Source organism: Aliiruegeria haliotis, from assembly GCF_003003255.1.
In the GTDB taxonomy this organism is placed as follows: Bacteria; Pseudomonadota; Alphaproteobacteria; order Rhodobacterales; family Rhodobacteraceae; genus Tropicimonas; species Tropicimonas haliotis.
In genome coordinates this window covers 52708-68272 of sequence record NZ_PVTD01000012.1, presented here as the reverse complement: position 1 = coordinate 68272, position 15565 = coordinate 52708, and the positions used below count along the sequence as shown (strand labels likewise).

The following is a 15565-nucleotide window of genomic DNA, read 5'->3' as shown; positions in this document are numbered from 1 at the left end:
TCACTCCTCGGTGGCGAGCGCAAAGGCACGCTGGATCGGGAGCAGGACGACCATCCGGCCGGGATCCTTGATCTTTCCGGCCGCACGCCCCGCGGCGTCCCCGGTTCCGTAGAAGATATCGGCCCGTTGCGGTCCCTTGATGGCCGAACCGGTATCCTGCGCGATGGTGAGCCGCCGGATCGGATCCGAGCCACCCTTTTCGATCCAGACCGGCGCACCAAGCGGCGTGAAGGCAGGATCGACCGCGATGGTCCGTTCAGGGGTGACCGACCGGTTCATCGCGCCGATCGGACCCTTGTCGGCCGGAACCGCCGTGACCTTCCGAAAAAAGACAAAGGACGGGTTGTGGTGCAGCAACTTCAGCCCTTCGACCGGGTTCCGGCGCACCCAGTTCTTGATGACCTGGGCCGAAACCTGGTGAGCGGCATAGATCCCGCGCCGAACCATTTCCTTGCCGACGGAGCGGTAAGGGTGGCCATTGTTGCCGCCGTAACCTACCCGAACAACTTGCCCATCGGGAAGACGAACGCGCCCTGACCCTTGAATCTGAAGAAAAAATCTCTCGACGGGGTCGTCGACCCAAACGATCTCAAGGCCACGGCCCGCCAGCAAGCCAGCCTCGATTTCCGCACGTGTGGCGAAAGGCTGGCCCTTCGGCATGTCCTTCGGACGAGAGTACAGCGGATATCGGTAGCGAGCGGTTCGCGTGAGCGAGCCAGACAGCTCGGGTTCGAAATAGCCTGTGAAGAGAGCCGGCTCGTCCCCGACCTGCACCGGCCGGAAGAAGAGCTCGAAGAAGGCGCGCCCCCCGGATTGATTGCGGGCAACCTCGCAGATCGGCGCCCAATCGGGATCCTTCAGGATATCGCATGTTTTCACGAAAACGGACAGGGCCGCGTCGTGATCATCCGCGGCCCAACCATCGAGTTCGTCAAAAGACAGTAGTCGCGCCGGTGGCTCGGCTGCGGCCGAAGCCGCCATCACCAGACCCGCGAGCGCCGCCACGGCGCTTCGGAGGGCCAATTAACCACCCGTTGCGACCAGTTGCCAGTTCGGATCGCCGGTGCCCATTTTGCGGGCAAAGGTCCAGACGTCGCGCTGACGTTTGATTTCGTTGGCATTGCCCTCGACGATCTCGCCGGCGGTATTGCGGACCACGGAGGTCAACTCGCCCTGGAACCGAACGGTGATCTCACCGGTAGCCGTTTCGGCGTCGAACGCGGCGTCCTGAAGTGAAAGCTCGCGGACACCGACGAAATTCGCATCGACCAGAAGGCCCTGTGCCTCACGCTCGTCCAGAACGGTCGAAAATGCCTCGAAAACGTCCGGCGACAGGAAGGGCGCGACCTGGTCCAGATCGCCATGCTCGAAGCCCATGAGGATCATCTCGTAGGCTCCGCGAGCGCCCTGCAGGAACTCGCTGACGCTGAAACCCGGCTCGGCGCGCTTCATTTCGGCAAGGGCCTCGGCAGCGGCGCTGCCTTCCTCGGCATGATCGGTGATATCGTGATCGACGCCGCCGTCAATCACCTCGAAATCACGCTGTCCGGCTGACCGGTCGCTCGGACTTTCGTTCGCGGCGAGGGGCGGTTTTTCGAATCCTTCCCGCGTACCGAGGACGGACCGAAGCCGCAGGATCAGGAATATAGCGATCCCGGCCAAAACCAGGAGCTGGATCACGGCAGCACTCATTTATGCCCTCTTCAATATTCTTCGGGGGGATGGTTTCCCGTCTACACCGCACTTATGTAAGCGAGCGTGGAAGACAAGTCCACAAACACCGCCCCGTTGGAGGAGAGTGATGCCCCTGTTGCTGCTGTTCATAGCGGTCCCGCTGATCGAGATCGCACTTTTCATCCAGCTTGGCGGGATTCTCGGCCTCGGCTGGACGCTTGCAATCGTGGTCCTGACCGCTGTCATCGGCACGACAATGGTCCGCCAGCAGGGCCGTGACGTCCTGATGAAGGTTCAAAGCTCTTTCAACGAGTTGAATGACCCCACCGAACCGCTTGCCCATGGGGCGATGATCCTCTTTTCCGGTGCGCTCCTGTTGACTCCGGGCTTCTTCACGGATGCCGTCGGCTTCCTTCTTCTGGTACCGAAGGTTCGGGAGGCGATGTTCCGCTGGATCAGGAGCCGTGTCGTCATGCAGTCCTCTGTTTCGATGGGCGGGTTCCAGACCGGGCCCCGGCAGTCACACCCGAAACGCGGAGACGTGATCGACGGTGACTTCGAAGAGATCAAGCCGGCGCCGCGCCGGACCACCGGCCCGTCGGGCTGGACGCAGGATTGAGACTGACGCGACGGGATGATATGCCCCGCATCAAGAGCAAATTCTTTTGATCCGGGAGATACAGATGTCCGACACCCCCACCAACGAGAACGGCGCTGCCGAAGGTGCGGCCCAGCAGGCCGCGCAAATCAAGATGCAGGTCTTGGGTCAGTATATCCGCGACCTGTCCTTCGAGAACATCGTCGCGCAGAAGGGCGTGACTGGCGAGGTCCAGCCGGACGTGCAGGTTCAGGTGAACCTCGACGCTAAAAAGCGCACCGCCGAGAACCAGTACGAGGTGATTGCCAAGTTCAAGGTCGAGTCCCGCAACAAGACCGAGGACAAGTCGCCGTTGTTCCTCATGGAGCTGGAATACGCCGGGATCTTCCTGATCGAGAACGTCACGGAAGAGCAACTGCACCCGTTCCTGCTGATCGAATGCCCCCGGATGCTGTTCCCCTTCATTCGCCGCATCGTTTCCGATGTGACACGCGATGGTGGCTTCCCGCCGTTGAACCTCGATACCGTGGACTTCATGGCGCTGTACCGGCAGGAACTCATCCGCCGTGCGCAAGCTGAGCAAGCTGGAAAAGCGCAGGCCGACGCCTGATCCTTCTCCACCTTCAGACCAAGAAGGCCTCCCGCATTTCTGCCGGAGGCCTTTTTTAAGGTTCGTCATCGATTAGCCTGTGAAAGCCTTCCAGAGCGCGTCTTCTCCGAGACTTTCCACCAATTTGCCATGCGCTTCGCGTTCCGCATTGGTGATCCGGGAAGGCAGCGGTGTGGCCCGCGGTGCGGCACGCCAGTTGATTGCTGGACCACCCGAAGACGCGGCGCCAGCGTTGGCCAGCGCAAAGTCAGGCTGACGGCCGCCGATCAACTCCAGGTAGACATCCGCCAGAATCTCGGAGTCGAGAAGCGCGCCGTGAAGGACCCGGTTGGAATTGTCGATCCCGAAGCGGCGGCAGAGCGCGTCCAGCGACGAGGGCGACCCCGGGAACCGCTTGCGCGCCATTGCAAGGGTATCGAGCGCCTGGTTTCCGGGCAGCTTCGGGAACCCGGCCCAGTCGAGTTCGGCGTTCAGGAACTTCATGTCGAAGGGTGCGTTGTGGATGACGAGGATCGCGTCCCCTACGAAGTCCAGAAAACCCTGCGCAATGGCCTCGAAAACAGGTTTGTCCGCAAGGAACTCCGCCGAGATCCCGTGCACGTCAAAGGCCTCCGTCGGCATGTCGCGCTTCGGGTTGATGTATTGGTGGTAGGTGCGGCCGGTCGGAACATGATTGTCCAGTTCCACGCCACCGATCTCGACAATCCGGTGCCCGTCGAAGGGGTCGAGACCCGTGGTCTCCGTGTCCATCACGATTTCACGCATCGTTCCTGATCCTTTCGAGAACCTCTCGTACCTGCTCCCGTGCCCCGTCCAAGGTAGATGTATCTATGACAACGTCAGCACGGGCACGCTTCTCGGCATCGGGTAGCTGCTGCGCCAGTATGCGCAGGAACTGCTCCGCCGTCATTCCAGGGCGCGCCATGACACGTCGGCGTTGTTCTGTCGCGGAAGCGGAGACGACGATCGTCATGTCCATCGTTTTGGCCGCGCCAGTCTCGAAGAGCAGAGGGATATCGAACAGGACGATCGGCGCCTTGGTCTCTGCGATGAACTGTGTCCGGTCTTCGCCCACAAGCGGGTGAACGATCGACTCGATGCGTTTCAGTGCCGAGTTGTCGCCGGAGATCCATTCCTTCAGCCGATGGCGACTCACGGATCCGTCAACAATGGCTGCAGGATAAAGCGCACGCATGGGCTCGACCGCCTTGCCGCCGGGCGCATAGAGGCGATGAACAGCGGCATCAGCATCCCAGACCGGAATTCCTTCGTCCTCGAACATTGCAGCGGTCGTGGATTTGCCCATCCCGATGGATCCGGTCAGGCCAATCTTGAAAGGCGAAGTCATCCGGACAGCACCGCCGCGCGCAGGTCGTCATCAATGACCGGGCGAACCCCGAACCAACGTTCGAACCCGGGCGCGCCCTGGTGGAGCAACATGCCAAGCCCATCGACGACACGGCAGCCCTTGGCGGCAGCCTCCTGAAGAAAGGGGGTTTCCAGCGGTACGTAAACCAGGTCGTTCACGACCGCATCGGCTTCGAGCTGCCGAAGTGACACGTTGAACTCCGGCTTGCCGGCCATACCAAGCGAAGTGGTGTTGACCACGGTCGCGGCACCCGCAAGCATGTCTCCGGCCTTTGCCCAATCGTGCACAATGATCTTGGGCCCGAACTCGGATCGCAATGCCTCTGCTCTCGGACGGGTTCGATTGGTCACCCGAATGACCGGAGCACCGGCCTCCAGCAGCGCGGTGACGACAGCCCGCGCCGCGCCGCCGGCGCCAATGACTGCGGCAGGGCCGGTCCGTGCATCCCAGCCGGGTGCGTTCTGGCGCAGATTTGCCAGAAAGCCGTAGCCATCCGTGTTGTCAGCATGAACACGGCCATCCTCATGGAAAATCAAAGTGTTGGCGGCACCGATCAACGCCGCGCGGTCGGTCACAAGGTTGGCGAGGTTGAGGGCGGATTCCTTGTGCGGAATCGTGACATTCACACCGACAAAGCCCATGCGGGGCAGGGTGCGGATGATCTCTGGCAAGTCCTCGGCCGTTATATCCATGGGAATGTAGTGGCCAACTATTCCGGCGCTCCGCAGCCAGTGCCCATGAAGCCGGGGCGACAACGAATGGTTGATCGGCGAGCCGATCACGCCGGCCAGTGGAATCCTGCTTGTCATGTCTCAATCACTCCCCTTTCGGCAAGATGATCCAGAAGCTGCAACAACGGAAGCCCCAGAACCGAAAAGTAGTCGCCATCGATGCCTGAAAACAAACGGGCGCCTTCGCGTTCCAGCATATATGCACCTACGCAATGACGGATCTCGTCCCAGTTCCGATCTACATAGGATTTGATGTATTCCTGAGAAAGGGAGCGCATGGTCATGCGAACACGCCCGATATGTCGCCACACCGGACGTCCATGGTCGAATAGCACAGCGGCGGAATAGAGATCGTGCGTCTGGCTGGCAAGGCTGGCGAGTTGGGCCATTGCCTGGTCCGGATCGTGCGGTTTGGTCAATGTCTGCCCGCGGAACTCAAGGACCTGGTCACACCCGAGAACCATTGCATCGGGGTTCTTTGCCGCCACCTTTGCCGCCTTGGCTTCCGCCAGAAGATCGGACATGTCCCGGGGTGAAGTGTCCTCAAGCTCGAGCGCAGCGCGCAGGGCATCTTCGTCGATTCTCGCGGTCTCCACTCGGAAGGGAACGCACGCGTTTCGCAGCAGGTCTGCACGGACAGATGATCCGGACGCGAGTACGAAATCGGTGCTCATGTGCGTATCCTTGTGGAAAACCCGGTGTGTGAAACCTTGGCGCGATGTGACCCAAAAGGGACTGAACCGTGCATCATCGGTACCGGCACCCTTTCCGCACCGCAAGGACATGTTCCATCCCAAGTGGACGACCCGAACCTGTGTGTTCGGGATAGCTTGCTTGGCGTGCCGTTTCAGGTCAGTTATCCACAACCATGCACACCGGTTGGAAGTGAATAACGTATTGTAAAAAAGAGACTTTCACCTACAATACCCAGAAATCGGCCCAACTCGGTGGAACGATATCCACCTGTGTGGATTCCGGTGCAAAACCACGTAATCCACAAATCCACAGCCCCTACTACAACCACTACCTCTTTTCTTTTCTTATTTATTATTTAGAGAGCAAAGCGACGAAATATATTCCGGAGAATGCAATGATCATGGATTGGCTGGCGAATGCCTATCTCTGGACCAAGGCTCTCCACGTGGTTTCTGTTATGAGCTGGATGGCTGGGCTGTTCTATCTCCCAAGGCTCTACGTGCATCACACGGAGCAAACGGTTGCTGGCACAGAGATGGACGGTGTTTTCCAGATGATGGAGCGCAAGCTTCTGAAGCTGATCATGAACCCCGCCATGATCGCCAGTTGGGTCTTTGGGGTATTGCTGCTGCTGACGCCGGGTATCGTCGACTGGAGCGCAGTGTGGCCCTATACGAAGCTTCTGGCGGTTGGTGCCATGACCTGGTTTCACATGTGGCTGGCAAAGCACCGGCACGACTTCGTTGAGGGGCGGTTCAGCCTCTCCGGCAGGACCTACCGCATCATGAACGAAGTGCCGACGGTGTTGATGTTGATCATCGTGTTCTCTGTCATCGTGAAGTTCTGATCCGGCAGGATCGCGCCGGTGGGAATTGACTCCGCGGCGCGGAGCCTTTAGGTGGTCTGCCCAATGGCTGTCCTGCCAGGTCTTTCCGTTCACATATGATACCGCAGCCGGTCCCGGCTCAGGAAGTACGCACGCATGTCCGAATTGTCCCTGTCTCTCTCCGAACTGAAGGCGCAGAGCCCGAAGGATCTCCTGGCGATGGCTGAGGAGCTGGAGATCGATAACGCCTCCACGATGCGGAAGGGCGACATGATGTTCGCCATCCTCAAGGAGCGCGCCGAAGACGGTTGGGAAATCTCCGGAGATGGCGTTCTTGAGGTGATGCAGGATGGGTTCGGCTTTCTGCGCTCTCCGGAGGCGAACTACCTGCCAGGTCCTGATGACATCTATGTCTCGCCTGAGATGATCCGTCAGTACGCCCTGCGTACCGGTGACACGGTTGCAGGCGTCATCCAGGCACCGCGGGAGAACGAGCGGTACTTCGCGCTGATGAATGCCTCGGAAATCAACTTCGAGGAGCCGGAGAAGGCCCGCCACAAGGTCAATTTCGACAACTTGACGCCGTTGTACCCTGATGAGCGCCTGAACATGGAGATCGACGATCCGACCATCAAGGATCGTTCCGCACGGATCATCGACCTGGTGGCCCCCATCGGGAAGGGTCAGCGTTGCCTGATCGTGGCGCCGCCGCGAACCGGCAAAACCGTGCTGCTGCAAAACATCGCGCATTCCATCGAACGGAATCACCCCGAGTGCTACTTGATCGTCCTGCTGATCGACGAACGGCCGGAAGAAGTGACGGACATGCAGCGGAGCGTGAAGGGCGAGGTCATTTCGTCGACCTTTGACGAACCCGCGACGCGGCACGTTGCTGTTTCGGAAATGGTCATCGAGAAGGCTAAGCGGCTGATTGAACATAAACGAGATGTTGTGATCCTTCTCGACTCCATCACAAGACTTGGTAGAGCCTTCAACACGGTTGTTCCGTCATCGGGCAAGGTTTTGACCGGTGGTGTGGATGCGAACGCCCTCCAGCGGCCAAAGCGGTTCTTTGGTGCCGCCCGGAATATCGAGGAGGGCGGATCTCTCACGATCATTGCAACCGCGCTGATCGATACCGGAAGCCGGATGGACGAGGTTATCTTCGAAGAGTTCAAGGGAACGGGTAACTCGGAAATCGTTCTGGACCGGAAAGTCGCGGACAAGCGGGTTTTCCCGGCGATGGACATTCTGAAGTCCGGTACGCGTAAGGAAGATCTTCTGGTCGACCCGCGCGATCTTCAAAAAACCTTCGTGCTGCGCCGGATCCTGAACCCGATGGGCACCACGGATGCGATCGAGTTCCTGATCTCGAAGTTGAAACAGACCAAGAGCAACGCCGAATTTTTCGACTCGATGAACACCTAGGGCGTTCCCACGACGGAGCATAGCATGGATACCATATTCGCCCTGGCGACGGCGCCCGGCCGCGCCGGGGTCGCTGTGGTACGTGTCTCTGGCCCCGAAGCCTGGAAAAGCTGTGATCGGCTGTGTGGCGGCGTCCCACCGATCCGGATGGCGAGCTTGCGCTCGCTTGTGGATGCCGGCGATGTCATCGATCAGGCCTTGGTGCTGGCATTTGATGTCGGAGCAAGCTTCACGGGCGAGCGTTCGGTCGAATTTCAGGTCCATGGAAGCGTGGCTGTTGTATCCCGGTTGATCCGGGCATTGAGTTCCATTTCCGGGTTTCGTTTGGCGGAGGCCGGGGAGTTCACGCGCCGGGCTCTCGAAAACGACAAGATGGACCTGGCGCAGGTTGAGGGGCTCGCCGACCTTGTAGATGCCGAAACAGAGGCGCAGAGGCAGCAGGCTATGCGGGTCTTTACCGGAAGCCTCGGCGACAAGGTTGAAGCTTGGCGGGCGCAGTTGCTTCGTGCTCTGGCTCTGGTTGAGGTAACGATAGACTTTGCGGATGAAGAAGTTCCGGTGGATGTGACGCCGGACGTAGAAGCGCTGCTGGATTCGTTAATACATGAGTTCTCGGAAGAAGCCGCCGGTGTCGCAACGGCAGAACAGCTTCGCCATGGCTTCGAGGTTGCTATCGTTGGGCCGCCGAATGCCGGAAAATCAACGCTTCTGAATCGCCTTTCCGGTCGAGAGGCGGCAATCACGTCCGAGATTGCAGGCACGACCCGGGATGTGATCGAGGTCAGGCTGGATGTGTCGGGTTTGCCCGTTACCTTTCTGGATACAGCCGGATTGCGGGAGACCGACGACCAGATCGAGTCTCTGGGCGTGGAACGTGCGATGCAGAGGGCGGGGGAGGCGGATCTCCGGATTTTCATGGGCAATGACCTGTTTGGCGTGGAGCAGCGGAAAGGTGATATTGTCGTGTCCGGGAAGGCCGACCTCGGCGTCGTTGGTGATGGCCTTGCCGTATCGGGAAAGACGGGCAAAGGGATCGGGCGGCTATTGGAAGTGGTCGAGAACGAGTTGCGGGGGCGCATGGGCGTTGCACAGACGGCGACACGGTTGCGGCACGCCGATGCACTAGGCCGGGCGAGTCACGCGCTGGAGTTGGCCCGCGAAGAGCTGTTTCATGGTATGGGAATGGCGGAATTGATCGCAGAGAATATTCGTGTCGCTGTCCGTGCGACGGATTCGCTCGTTGGCCGGATTGGCGTTGAAGATGTGCTGGGCGAGATCTTCGGATCGTTTTGCATTGGGAAGTGAGGATGTTTCACGTGAAACATGAGTTTGATGTCATTGTCGTTGGTGGTGGACACGCCGGCTGTGATGCCGCGGCCGCAGCCGCTCGTGCCGGCGCACGCACGGCGCTGGTCACGTTGAAACTCGATGATCTTGGAACGATGTCCTGCAATCCGGCGATTGGTGGATTGGGCAAGGGCCACCTCGTTCGGGAAATCGACGCACTTGATGGATTGATGGGGCGGGTGACAGACCAGGCCGGGATCCAATATCGGCTACTCAATCGCCGGAAGGGTCCGGCGGTGCAAGGTCCCCGAGCACAGGCGGATCGGAAGCTGTATCGAGCTGCGATGCGCCGCGAGATAGAGGGCATTGATGGTCTGCAAGTGTTGCTGGGCGAAGTCGCTGGCCTTGTAATCGAATCGAACAGGATTGCAGGAATCTCCATGGCGGATGGAGCCTTTGTTGCAGCCCGGGCCGTGGTCCTGACCACGGGGACTTTTCTGAATGGCGTGGTTCACATCGGCGACCGGTCGTATGCCGCGGGCCGTATGGGAGACGACCCGTCCAACTTGTTGGCGAGGCAGATGGGTGAGCTTGGTTTGGCGATGGGGCGTCTCAAAACCGGTACGCCTCCGCGCCTGGATGGAAACACAATCGACTGGAGCGTTCTCGCCGAGCAACCCGGAGACGAGGATCCGGAGCTTTTCTCGTTTCTGTCGACCGAAGTCTCCGCGCGGCAGATTCCCTGTGGGATCACGCATACCAACGAAAAGACGCACCAGATCATTCGCGACAATCTGGGCAGGTCGGCGATGTATGGCGGTCACATCGAAGGTGTCGGCCCGCGGTATTGCCCGTCGATCGAAGACAAGGTGGTGCGGTTTGCCGACAAGGACTCGCATCAGATCTTCCTTGAACCGGAGGGCCTTACGGTCGCAACAGTCTACCCGAATGGTATCAGCACGTCATTGCCCGAGGACGTTCAGGAAGCCTATGTGAGATCGATCGCCGGCCTGGAAAACGTGCAAATCCAGCAGCCTGGCTACGCAATCGAGTATGACTACCTCGATCCGAGGAACCTGGATGCCAGCTTGCGGGTGAAGGCTCTTGATGGGCTGTACCTCGCTGGGCAGATCAACGGAACCACCGGATATGAGGAGGCAGCGGCGCAGGGATTGGTTGCGGGCGTGAACGCGGCACGCCGTACTCAGGGTCTGGAACCGGCAGTATTCGCCCGTGATACGAGCTATATCGGCGTGATGATTGACGATCTTGTGACACAGGGGGTTGCGGAGCCCTATCGCATGTTCACGTCCCGGGCCGAGTTCCGCCTTTCTCTGCGCGCGGACAATGCGGATCAGAGATTGACTCCGATCGGACTTGAACTGGGAGTTGTCGGGGAGAGCCGTCGCGCCGTATTCGAAAGAAAGATGGCCGAAATCCAGGATGCGAAGGCGTTCTTGTCGTCGGCGAGTGTGTCGTCTCGCGAGCTGAATGCTCTTGGTGTCCGCGTAAATGCGGACGGTCCCAAGCGAAATGGGCTGGAGGCTTTGGCGCTTCCGAATGCCGACGCAGGGACCTTGGCAACAATTCTACCGGGCGTTGATGCGATATCTCCGAAAATACTGGTGCAGGTGGGCCGGGACGCAATCTACGAGTCCTATATCGAACGCCAGAAGAAAGATGTTGCCCTTCTGAAGCGGGATGAAGAAAGGCCGATACCAGCGGACTTTTTGTACGAGTCACTGGAGGGGTTGTCGGCCGAGCTACGGTCAAAGCTGGCACGCGTTCAACCCAGAACCTTGGCGCAGGCCGGTCGAATTGACGGGATGACCCCGGCCGCCCTGACGCTAATTCTTGCCCATCTCCGCAAGGCGGAGCGGCGACGTGCGTAACCCGATCGACAGTTTTCAACGCGTGGTGGGTCTGGATGTTTCACGTGAAACACTTGATCGGCTTGGTCATCACCACGACTTGCTTCGAAAGTGGAACCCAGCAATCAATCTGGTGTCCGCGGGGTCGCTGGACGATAGTTGGACGCGACATATCGTGGACTCCGCCCAGGTGTTTCTGGCCCGGCCATCGGACGTCGGCCATTGGTTGGATCTGGGCACGGGAGGGGGGTTCCCGGGTCTGGTCTGTGCCGTTCTTGCGGCCGAAATTGCGCCCAACCTCCGGTTTACCTTTGTGGAATCCGACAAACGGAAGGCAACCTTCCTGATGACGGTCATCCGTGAGACCGGTGTTCAGGCCACGGTTGCGACGAAACGGATAGAAGACCTGAAGCCACAGGAAGCGGATATCCTCTCTGCAAGGGCGCTCGCACCTCTGGAAAAGTTGCTTCAGTTTGCGGACAGACACCTTTTAACGACTGGAACATGCCTGTTTCCAAAGGGGTCCCGTAGCGAAGAGGAAGTTCTCCAAGCACAGGCCAACTGGCGCTTCAAGCTTGTGAAGAAGCCCAGTATAACCGACCCAAAGGCCACTATTCTTGTAGTTGGGGACATCCAGCGTGACTGACCTTTACCGGTCCGAACCAAAGATCATCGCCGTTGCCAACCAGAAGGGCGGCGTGGGCAAAACAACAACTGCCATCAATCTGGGAGCTGCCCTGGCGAAGGCCGGTCACCGAACGCTGATTGCGGATCTCGATCCGCAGGGGAATGCGTCGACCGGGCTGGGGATCGAAGCGCATGATCGTCGGCACACGACCTTTGATTTGCTGCTGGAGGATGCTCCGCTTGCAGACGTCATCCATCCGACCAGTGTCGAAAATCTGCTCATCGCGCCGGCCACGACGGATCTGAGCTCCGCTGATATTGAGCTCGTGTCGAATGAACGCCGGAGCTTTTTGCTTCATGACGCATTGCGCCAGCCAGCCGTGATGGAACAGAAGCTTGAGTTTATCCTCATTGATTGCCCACCGTCGTTGAACCTTCTGACAGTGAACGCAATGGTGGCGGCGCATTCCGTCCTCGTTCCCCTTCAAAGTGAGTTCTTCGCGCTGGAAGGTCTATCTCAGTTGATGCTGACACTCCGTGAGGTACGGCAGACGGCGAACCCGAACCTTCGGATCGAAGGCGTGGTCCTCACCATGTACGACGGTCGCAACAACCTGTCTCAACAGGTGGAGGCCGACGCACGGGAGGCGCTCGGGGATCTGGTTTTCGAGACGCGTGTTCCCAGGAACGTTCGCGTCAGCGAAGCGCCGAGCTATTCCCAATCGGTATTGGACTATGATCCCCTTTCGAAAGGAAGCGTGGCGTACAAGGCGTTGGCCGAGGAAATGATCGCACGCGATCTTGCCGGGCTACGGTAGGGAGAGCAGAATGGAAAAGAAAAACAAGAAATCCAGAGGCTTGGGGCGCGGTCTGTCTGCGCTTATGGCGGATGTTTCGCTGGATGAACCGGCACCGAAATCCGGTGGCACGGGCGACAATCCTGCGGATCGGATGATTCCGATCGAGCGATTGGAGGCAAATCCGGATCAGCCGCGCAAGGACTTTTCGAAGGAGGCCCTGACCGAGCTGGCGGATTCCATCCGCGTCAAAGGCATCCTGCAACCGCTGATCGTTCGCGCCAGTCCGCGTGTCGAGGGACAATTCGAAATCGTTGCCGGAGAACGGAGATGGCGCGCGGCCCAGATGGCCCAGCTCCACGAGGTGCCGATCCTTCAGCGGGACCTGAACGATACAGAAGTTCTTGAAATCGCGATTATCGAGAACATCCAGCGCGCGGACCTCAATGCTGTCGAAGAGGCCCTCGGGTACCGTCAGCTTATTGATCGCTTTGGACATACCCAGGAACAACTCGCGCAAGCGCTCGGCAAGAGCCGCAGCCACATTGCCAATGTGATGCGGTTGCTGAGTCTGCCCGGTGAGGTTCAACTCCTCCTTCGGGGCGGGAAACTGACCGCCGGCCATGCGCGTGCATTGATCACTGCGGAGGACCCCGGCGCCCTCGCAAAGCAGGTTGTTGCCAAGAACCTCTCCGTTCGTGAAACCGAGGCATTGGTAAAACGGGCCAATTCAGGGGATGCCCCGACAACAAGGAGAACGCGCGGGCGAACTGAGAAGGATGCAGATACGCGTTCTCTGGAACAGGATCTGGCTGCGAACCTTCGTATGAAGGTTTCCATTGATCACTCGGACTCGGACGGAACGGGTAGGGTGACACTCCGGTACAAGAACCTGGATCAACTGGATGCATTGTGTCAGTTGCTGACGTCTAGCCCTCTGGACGAGACCATATGAAGGTCAGAACGGCGGTCAGCACAATAGCTTGAAGCACCAGAACCCAGTCTTTGACGCCAAGGACCAAGGACAGGCAGAAGACGGCAGAAATTGACAGCGTTGCCAGTAACTTACCACGTCTGGAGATCGCGCCATACTCCTGCCAGTCCCGAATTGGCGGCCCAAGCGTTTCGTGATTTACCAGCCAGTCGTGCAGCTGGTCGGATGACCGCGAAAAGCAGAATGCAGCGAGGATGAGGAAAGGCACCGTGGGCAACAGCGGTAGCACGATGCCGACGGCACCGAGGCTGAGCGACGTGGCCCCACCAACGCCCCACAATATCCGCACGCTCATCCTGCCAAAACCTCTCTCAGCACCGCATTGAGGATCGCGAGACCACGATCCGTTGCCCATAGCCTGTCGGCGGCAAGATCAAGAAAGCCTGCCGAGATCATTGCCGCGATCCGGTCGTTCATCCCGTCATCCGCCCACATTCCGGTCAGACGTGACATCGAGATGCCATCGACCAACCGCAAGCCCATCATAAGGTATTCTTCTGCCGTCTCCTGACCAGTCAGAGGATCAAAGGTGGAGTAGGAGCTTTCTCCTGCTTCGACACTGGCCAACCAGGACGCCGGTGAAGATGGGCAGACAGTCGCATGTCGACCATGGTCCGTGGTCAAGCGTCCATGAGCGCCGGGCCCTATACCTAGGTAGTCGCCACCAGACCAATACAACATATTGTGTTCACTCTCGGAACCCGGGCGCGCGAAATTGGAGACTTCGTAGCGGTGCAACCCTCGTTCGGCACAGGTTTGGACGGTGTAGTCATACATGTCGGCGGACAGGTCTTCGTCCGGCAAACCGGGAAGGCGGCCTCTTGCGAAACGGTCGCCAAAGGCGGTACCGGGTTCGATGGTCAATTGGTAGAGCGACAAGTGGTCGATTGCGAGATCGAGCGCCATCGACAATTCACTGGACCATTCCTCCATGGATTGATCCTGCCGGGCGTAGATCAGGTCAAAGCTCACGCGTTCGAAAGTCGACCGTGCGATATCATAGGCGGTCCGAGCTTCCTTCGCGCTGTGCAGCCGTCCAAGCCGCCGCAGATCATCGTCCCGCAAGGATTGCACGCCGAGAGACACCCGATTGATGCCAGCCTGCCGATACCCCGAAAACCGTCCAGCCTCCACGGACGACGGGTTGGCCTCGAGCGTGACCTCCCAGTCATTGGACACCGGCCAGGTGCGGAGGATCGCGTCCAGTATGTCCGCGACAGAATCCGGATCCATCAGGCTCGGTGTTCCTCCGCCGAAATAGACGGTGTCGAGCTTGCGCCCGGTGGTCAGCGTGCCAGCCTTCTCGATTTCGGCGACATAGGCATTGCGCCAACGCCGCTGATCGATCTCCGCCCATACGTGCGAATTGAAGTCGCAATAGGGGCATTTCGACTGGCAGAACGGCCAGTGCAAATAGAGCCCGAAGCCCGCGTTCTGCCAGTCAGCGACCGGCAAAGGACCCGGCAACCAGTTTGGCGAAGGCGTCGGCACGATGGCTCATGTCATGCTTGCGGGCAGGGTCCATCTCTCCGAAGGTCTCAGATTCGCCGATGGGCAGAAAGACAGGGTCGAAGCCAAACCCGTTGGTTCCACGCATCGGCCAGACGAGCTGCCCTTGAACCACGCCCTCGAACACCTCGTCATGTCCATCCGGCCAGGCGAGGCACAGAGTGCAGTTGAACTGGGCCGTTCTCGGTTCCGTGGCGCCGAGCGCTTCGCATTTTTCCCAGACCTTTGTCATTGCCATGACGAAGTCGCGTCCGTTGCCGGTCTCCGCCCAGTCGGCCGTGTAGACGCCCGGCGCGCCATCCAGGGCGTCGACACTCAGTCCACTGTCGTCCGAGAGGGCCGGGAGGCCGCTGGCCCTGGCGGCCGCATGGGCCTTGATACGGGCATTCCCGACAAAGGTATCCTCGGTTTCCTCAGGCTCCGGGAGGTTCAGGTCACCGGCAGATTTTACTGCAACTCCAAACGGTTCCAGCAACTTCCCGATTTCGCGGACCTTGCCGGAATTGTGAGAGGCAATCACCAGCTCGCCACCGTCGAACTTGCGCATC

At 59.4% G+C, this 15565-nt stretch carries 18 protein-coding genes; 9 read left to right on the top strand and 9 right to left on the bottom strand.

From position 1 onward, the window contains the following. On the bottom strand, positions 1-981 hold the full coding sequence (mltA, locus tag CLV78_RS20460; protein ID WP_106207647.1) for a murein transglycosylase A: 981 nt from the start codon (positions 979-981) through the stop codon (positions 1-3). Between the two features lie 42 nt (positions 982-1023). Then, positions 1024-1692: a Tim44/TimA family putative adaptor protein gene (locus CLV78_RS20455; protein ID WP_106207525.1), complete on the bottom strand. Its 669-nt coding sequence runs from the start codon at positions 1690-1692 to the stop codon at positions 1024-1026. Positions 1693-1801: 109 nt separating this feature from the next. Here CLV78_RS20455 and CLV78_RS20450 point away from each other — a divergent pair, with 109 nt between their 5' ends. Together CLV78_RS20450 and secB are read left to right on the top strand one after the other, a co-directional pair. Beyond that, entirely contained in the window at positions 1802-2293 is a 492-nt protein-coding gene (locus tag CLV78_RS20450; RefSeq protein ID WP_106207524.1) for an FxsA family protein, read from the top strand. Positions 2294-2357: 64 nt separating this feature from the next. Continuing rightward, a complete protein-coding gene (secB, locus tag CLV78_RS20445; RefSeq protein ID WP_106207523.1) occupies positions 2358-2882 on the top strand; it encodes a protein-export chaperone SecB in 525 nt (174 codons plus the stop codon). 72 nt (positions 2883-2954) lie between these two features. On the opposite strand, the gene dnaQ is transcribed toward secB, so the two are convergent. From dnaQ to CLV78_RS20425, 4 genes are read right to left on the bottom strand one after another with little or no spacing between them, the layout of a single operon-like run. Next, positions 2955-3647: a DNA polymerase III subunit epsilon gene (gene dnaQ, locus CLV78_RS20440; protein ID WP_106207522.1), complete on the bottom strand. Its 693-nt coding sequence runs from the start codon at positions 3645-3647 to the stop codon at positions 2955-2957. After that, entirely contained in the window at positions 3640-4230 is a 591-nt protein-coding gene (gene coaE / locus CLV78_RS20435; RefSeq protein ID WP_106207521.1) for a dephospho-CoA kinase, read from the bottom strand. The genes dnaQ and coaE overlap by 8 nt, the downstream gene beginning before the upstream one ends. Then, the gene (locus CLV78_RS20430) at positions 4227-5060 is read right to left on the bottom strand and encodes a shikimate dehydrogenase (RefSeq protein ID WP_106207519.1); all 834 of its coding nucleotides are present in this window, start codon (positions 5058-5060) and stop codon (positions 4227-4229) included. The genes coaE and CLV78_RS20430 overlap by 4 nt, the downstream gene beginning before the upstream one ends. Next, positions 5057-5656, bottom strand: coding sequence for a Maf family protein (locus tag CLV78_RS20425; protein ID WP_106207517.1), 600 nt, complete (start codon positions 5654-5656; stop codon positions 5057-5059). The genes CLV78_RS20430 and CLV78_RS20425 overlap by 4 nt, the downstream gene beginning before the upstream one ends. 416 nt (positions 5657-6072) lie before the next feature. Between CLV78_RS20425 and hemJ the strand changes: the two genes are divergently transcribed. The 7 genes from hemJ to CLV78_RS20390 all read left to right on the top strand — a co-directional run bounded on the left by hemJ (position 6073) and on the right by CLV78_RS20390 (position 13469). After that, positions 6073-6525, top strand: coding sequence for a protoporphyrinogen oxidase HemJ (gene hemJ / locus CLV78_RS20420; protein WP_106207515.1), 453 nt, complete (start codon positions 6073-6075; stop codon positions 6523-6525). 135 nt (positions 6526-6660) lie between these two features. After that, entirely contained in the window at positions 6661-7932 is a 1272-nt protein-coding gene (rho, locus tag CLV78_RS20415) for a transcription termination factor Rho (RefSeq protein ID WP_106207514.1), read from the top strand. A gap of 24 nt (positions 7933-7956) precedes the next feature. Then, entirely contained in the window at positions 7957-9237 is a 1281-nt protein-coding gene (gene mnmE, locus CLV78_RS20410) for a tRNA uridine-5-carboxymethylaminomethyl(34) synthesis GTPase MnmE (RefSeq protein ID WP_106207512.1), read from the top strand. A 2-nt stretch (positions 9238-9239) separates the two neighbouring features. Then, complete coding sequence (gene mnmG, locus CLV78_RS20405) at positions 9240-11111, top strand: tRNA uridine-5-carboxymethylaminomethyl(34) synthesis enzyme MnmG (protein ID WP_106207510.1); 1872 nt, start codon at positions 9240-9242, stop codon at positions 11109-11111. Further along, on the top strand, positions 11104-11736 hold the full coding sequence (rsmG, locus tag CLV78_RS20400) for a 16S rRNA (guanine(527)-N(7))-methyltransferase RsmG (protein ID WP_245925207.1): 633 nt from the start codon (positions 11104-11106) through the stop codon (positions 11734-11736). Before mnmG ends, rsmG begins: the two co-directional genes overlap by 8 nt. Continuing rightward, complete coding sequence (locus CLV78_RS20395) at positions 11729-12535, top strand: ParA family protein (RefSeq protein WP_106207508.1); 807 nt, start codon at positions 11729-11731, stop codon at positions 12533-12535. Before rsmG ends, CLV78_RS20395 begins: the two co-directional genes overlap by 8 nt. A 10-nt stretch (positions 12536-12545) precedes the next feature. Further along, positions 12546-13469 (top strand): ParB/RepB/Spo0J family partition protein, encoded by a 924-nt coding sequence (locus CLV78_RS20390; RefSeq protein ID WP_106207506.1) that lies wholly within the window; start codon positions 12546-12548, stop codon positions 13467-13469. Here CLV78_RS20390 and CLV78_RS20385 read toward each other — a convergent pair. From CLV78_RS20385 to rdgB, 3 genes are read right to left on the bottom strand one after another with little or no spacing between them, the layout of a single operon-like run. Then, the gene (locus CLV78_RS20385) at positions 13444-13797 is read right to left on the bottom strand and encodes a YbaN family protein (RefSeq protein WP_106207643.1); all 354 of its coding nucleotides are present in this window, start codon (positions 13795-13797) and stop codon (positions 13444-13446) included. The two genes, CLV78_RS20390 and CLV78_RS20385, sit on opposite strands and share 26 nt — an antisense overlap. A gap of 2 nt (positions 13798-13799) precedes the next feature. Then, positions 13800-14999, bottom strand: coding sequence for a radical SAM family heme chaperone HemW (hemW, locus tag CLV78_RS20380; protein ID WP_245925204.1), 1200 nt, complete (start codon positions 14997-14999; stop codon positions 13800-13802). Continuing rightward, complete coding sequence (rdgB, locus tag CLV78_RS20375; RefSeq protein ID WP_106207504.1) at positions 14950-15564, bottom strand: RdgB/HAM1 family non-canonical purine NTP pyrophosphatase; 615 nt, start codon at positions 15562-15564, stop codon at positions 14950-14952. Before rdgB ends, hemW begins: the two co-directional genes overlap by 50 nt. Position 15565 lies beyond the last annotated feature (1 nt).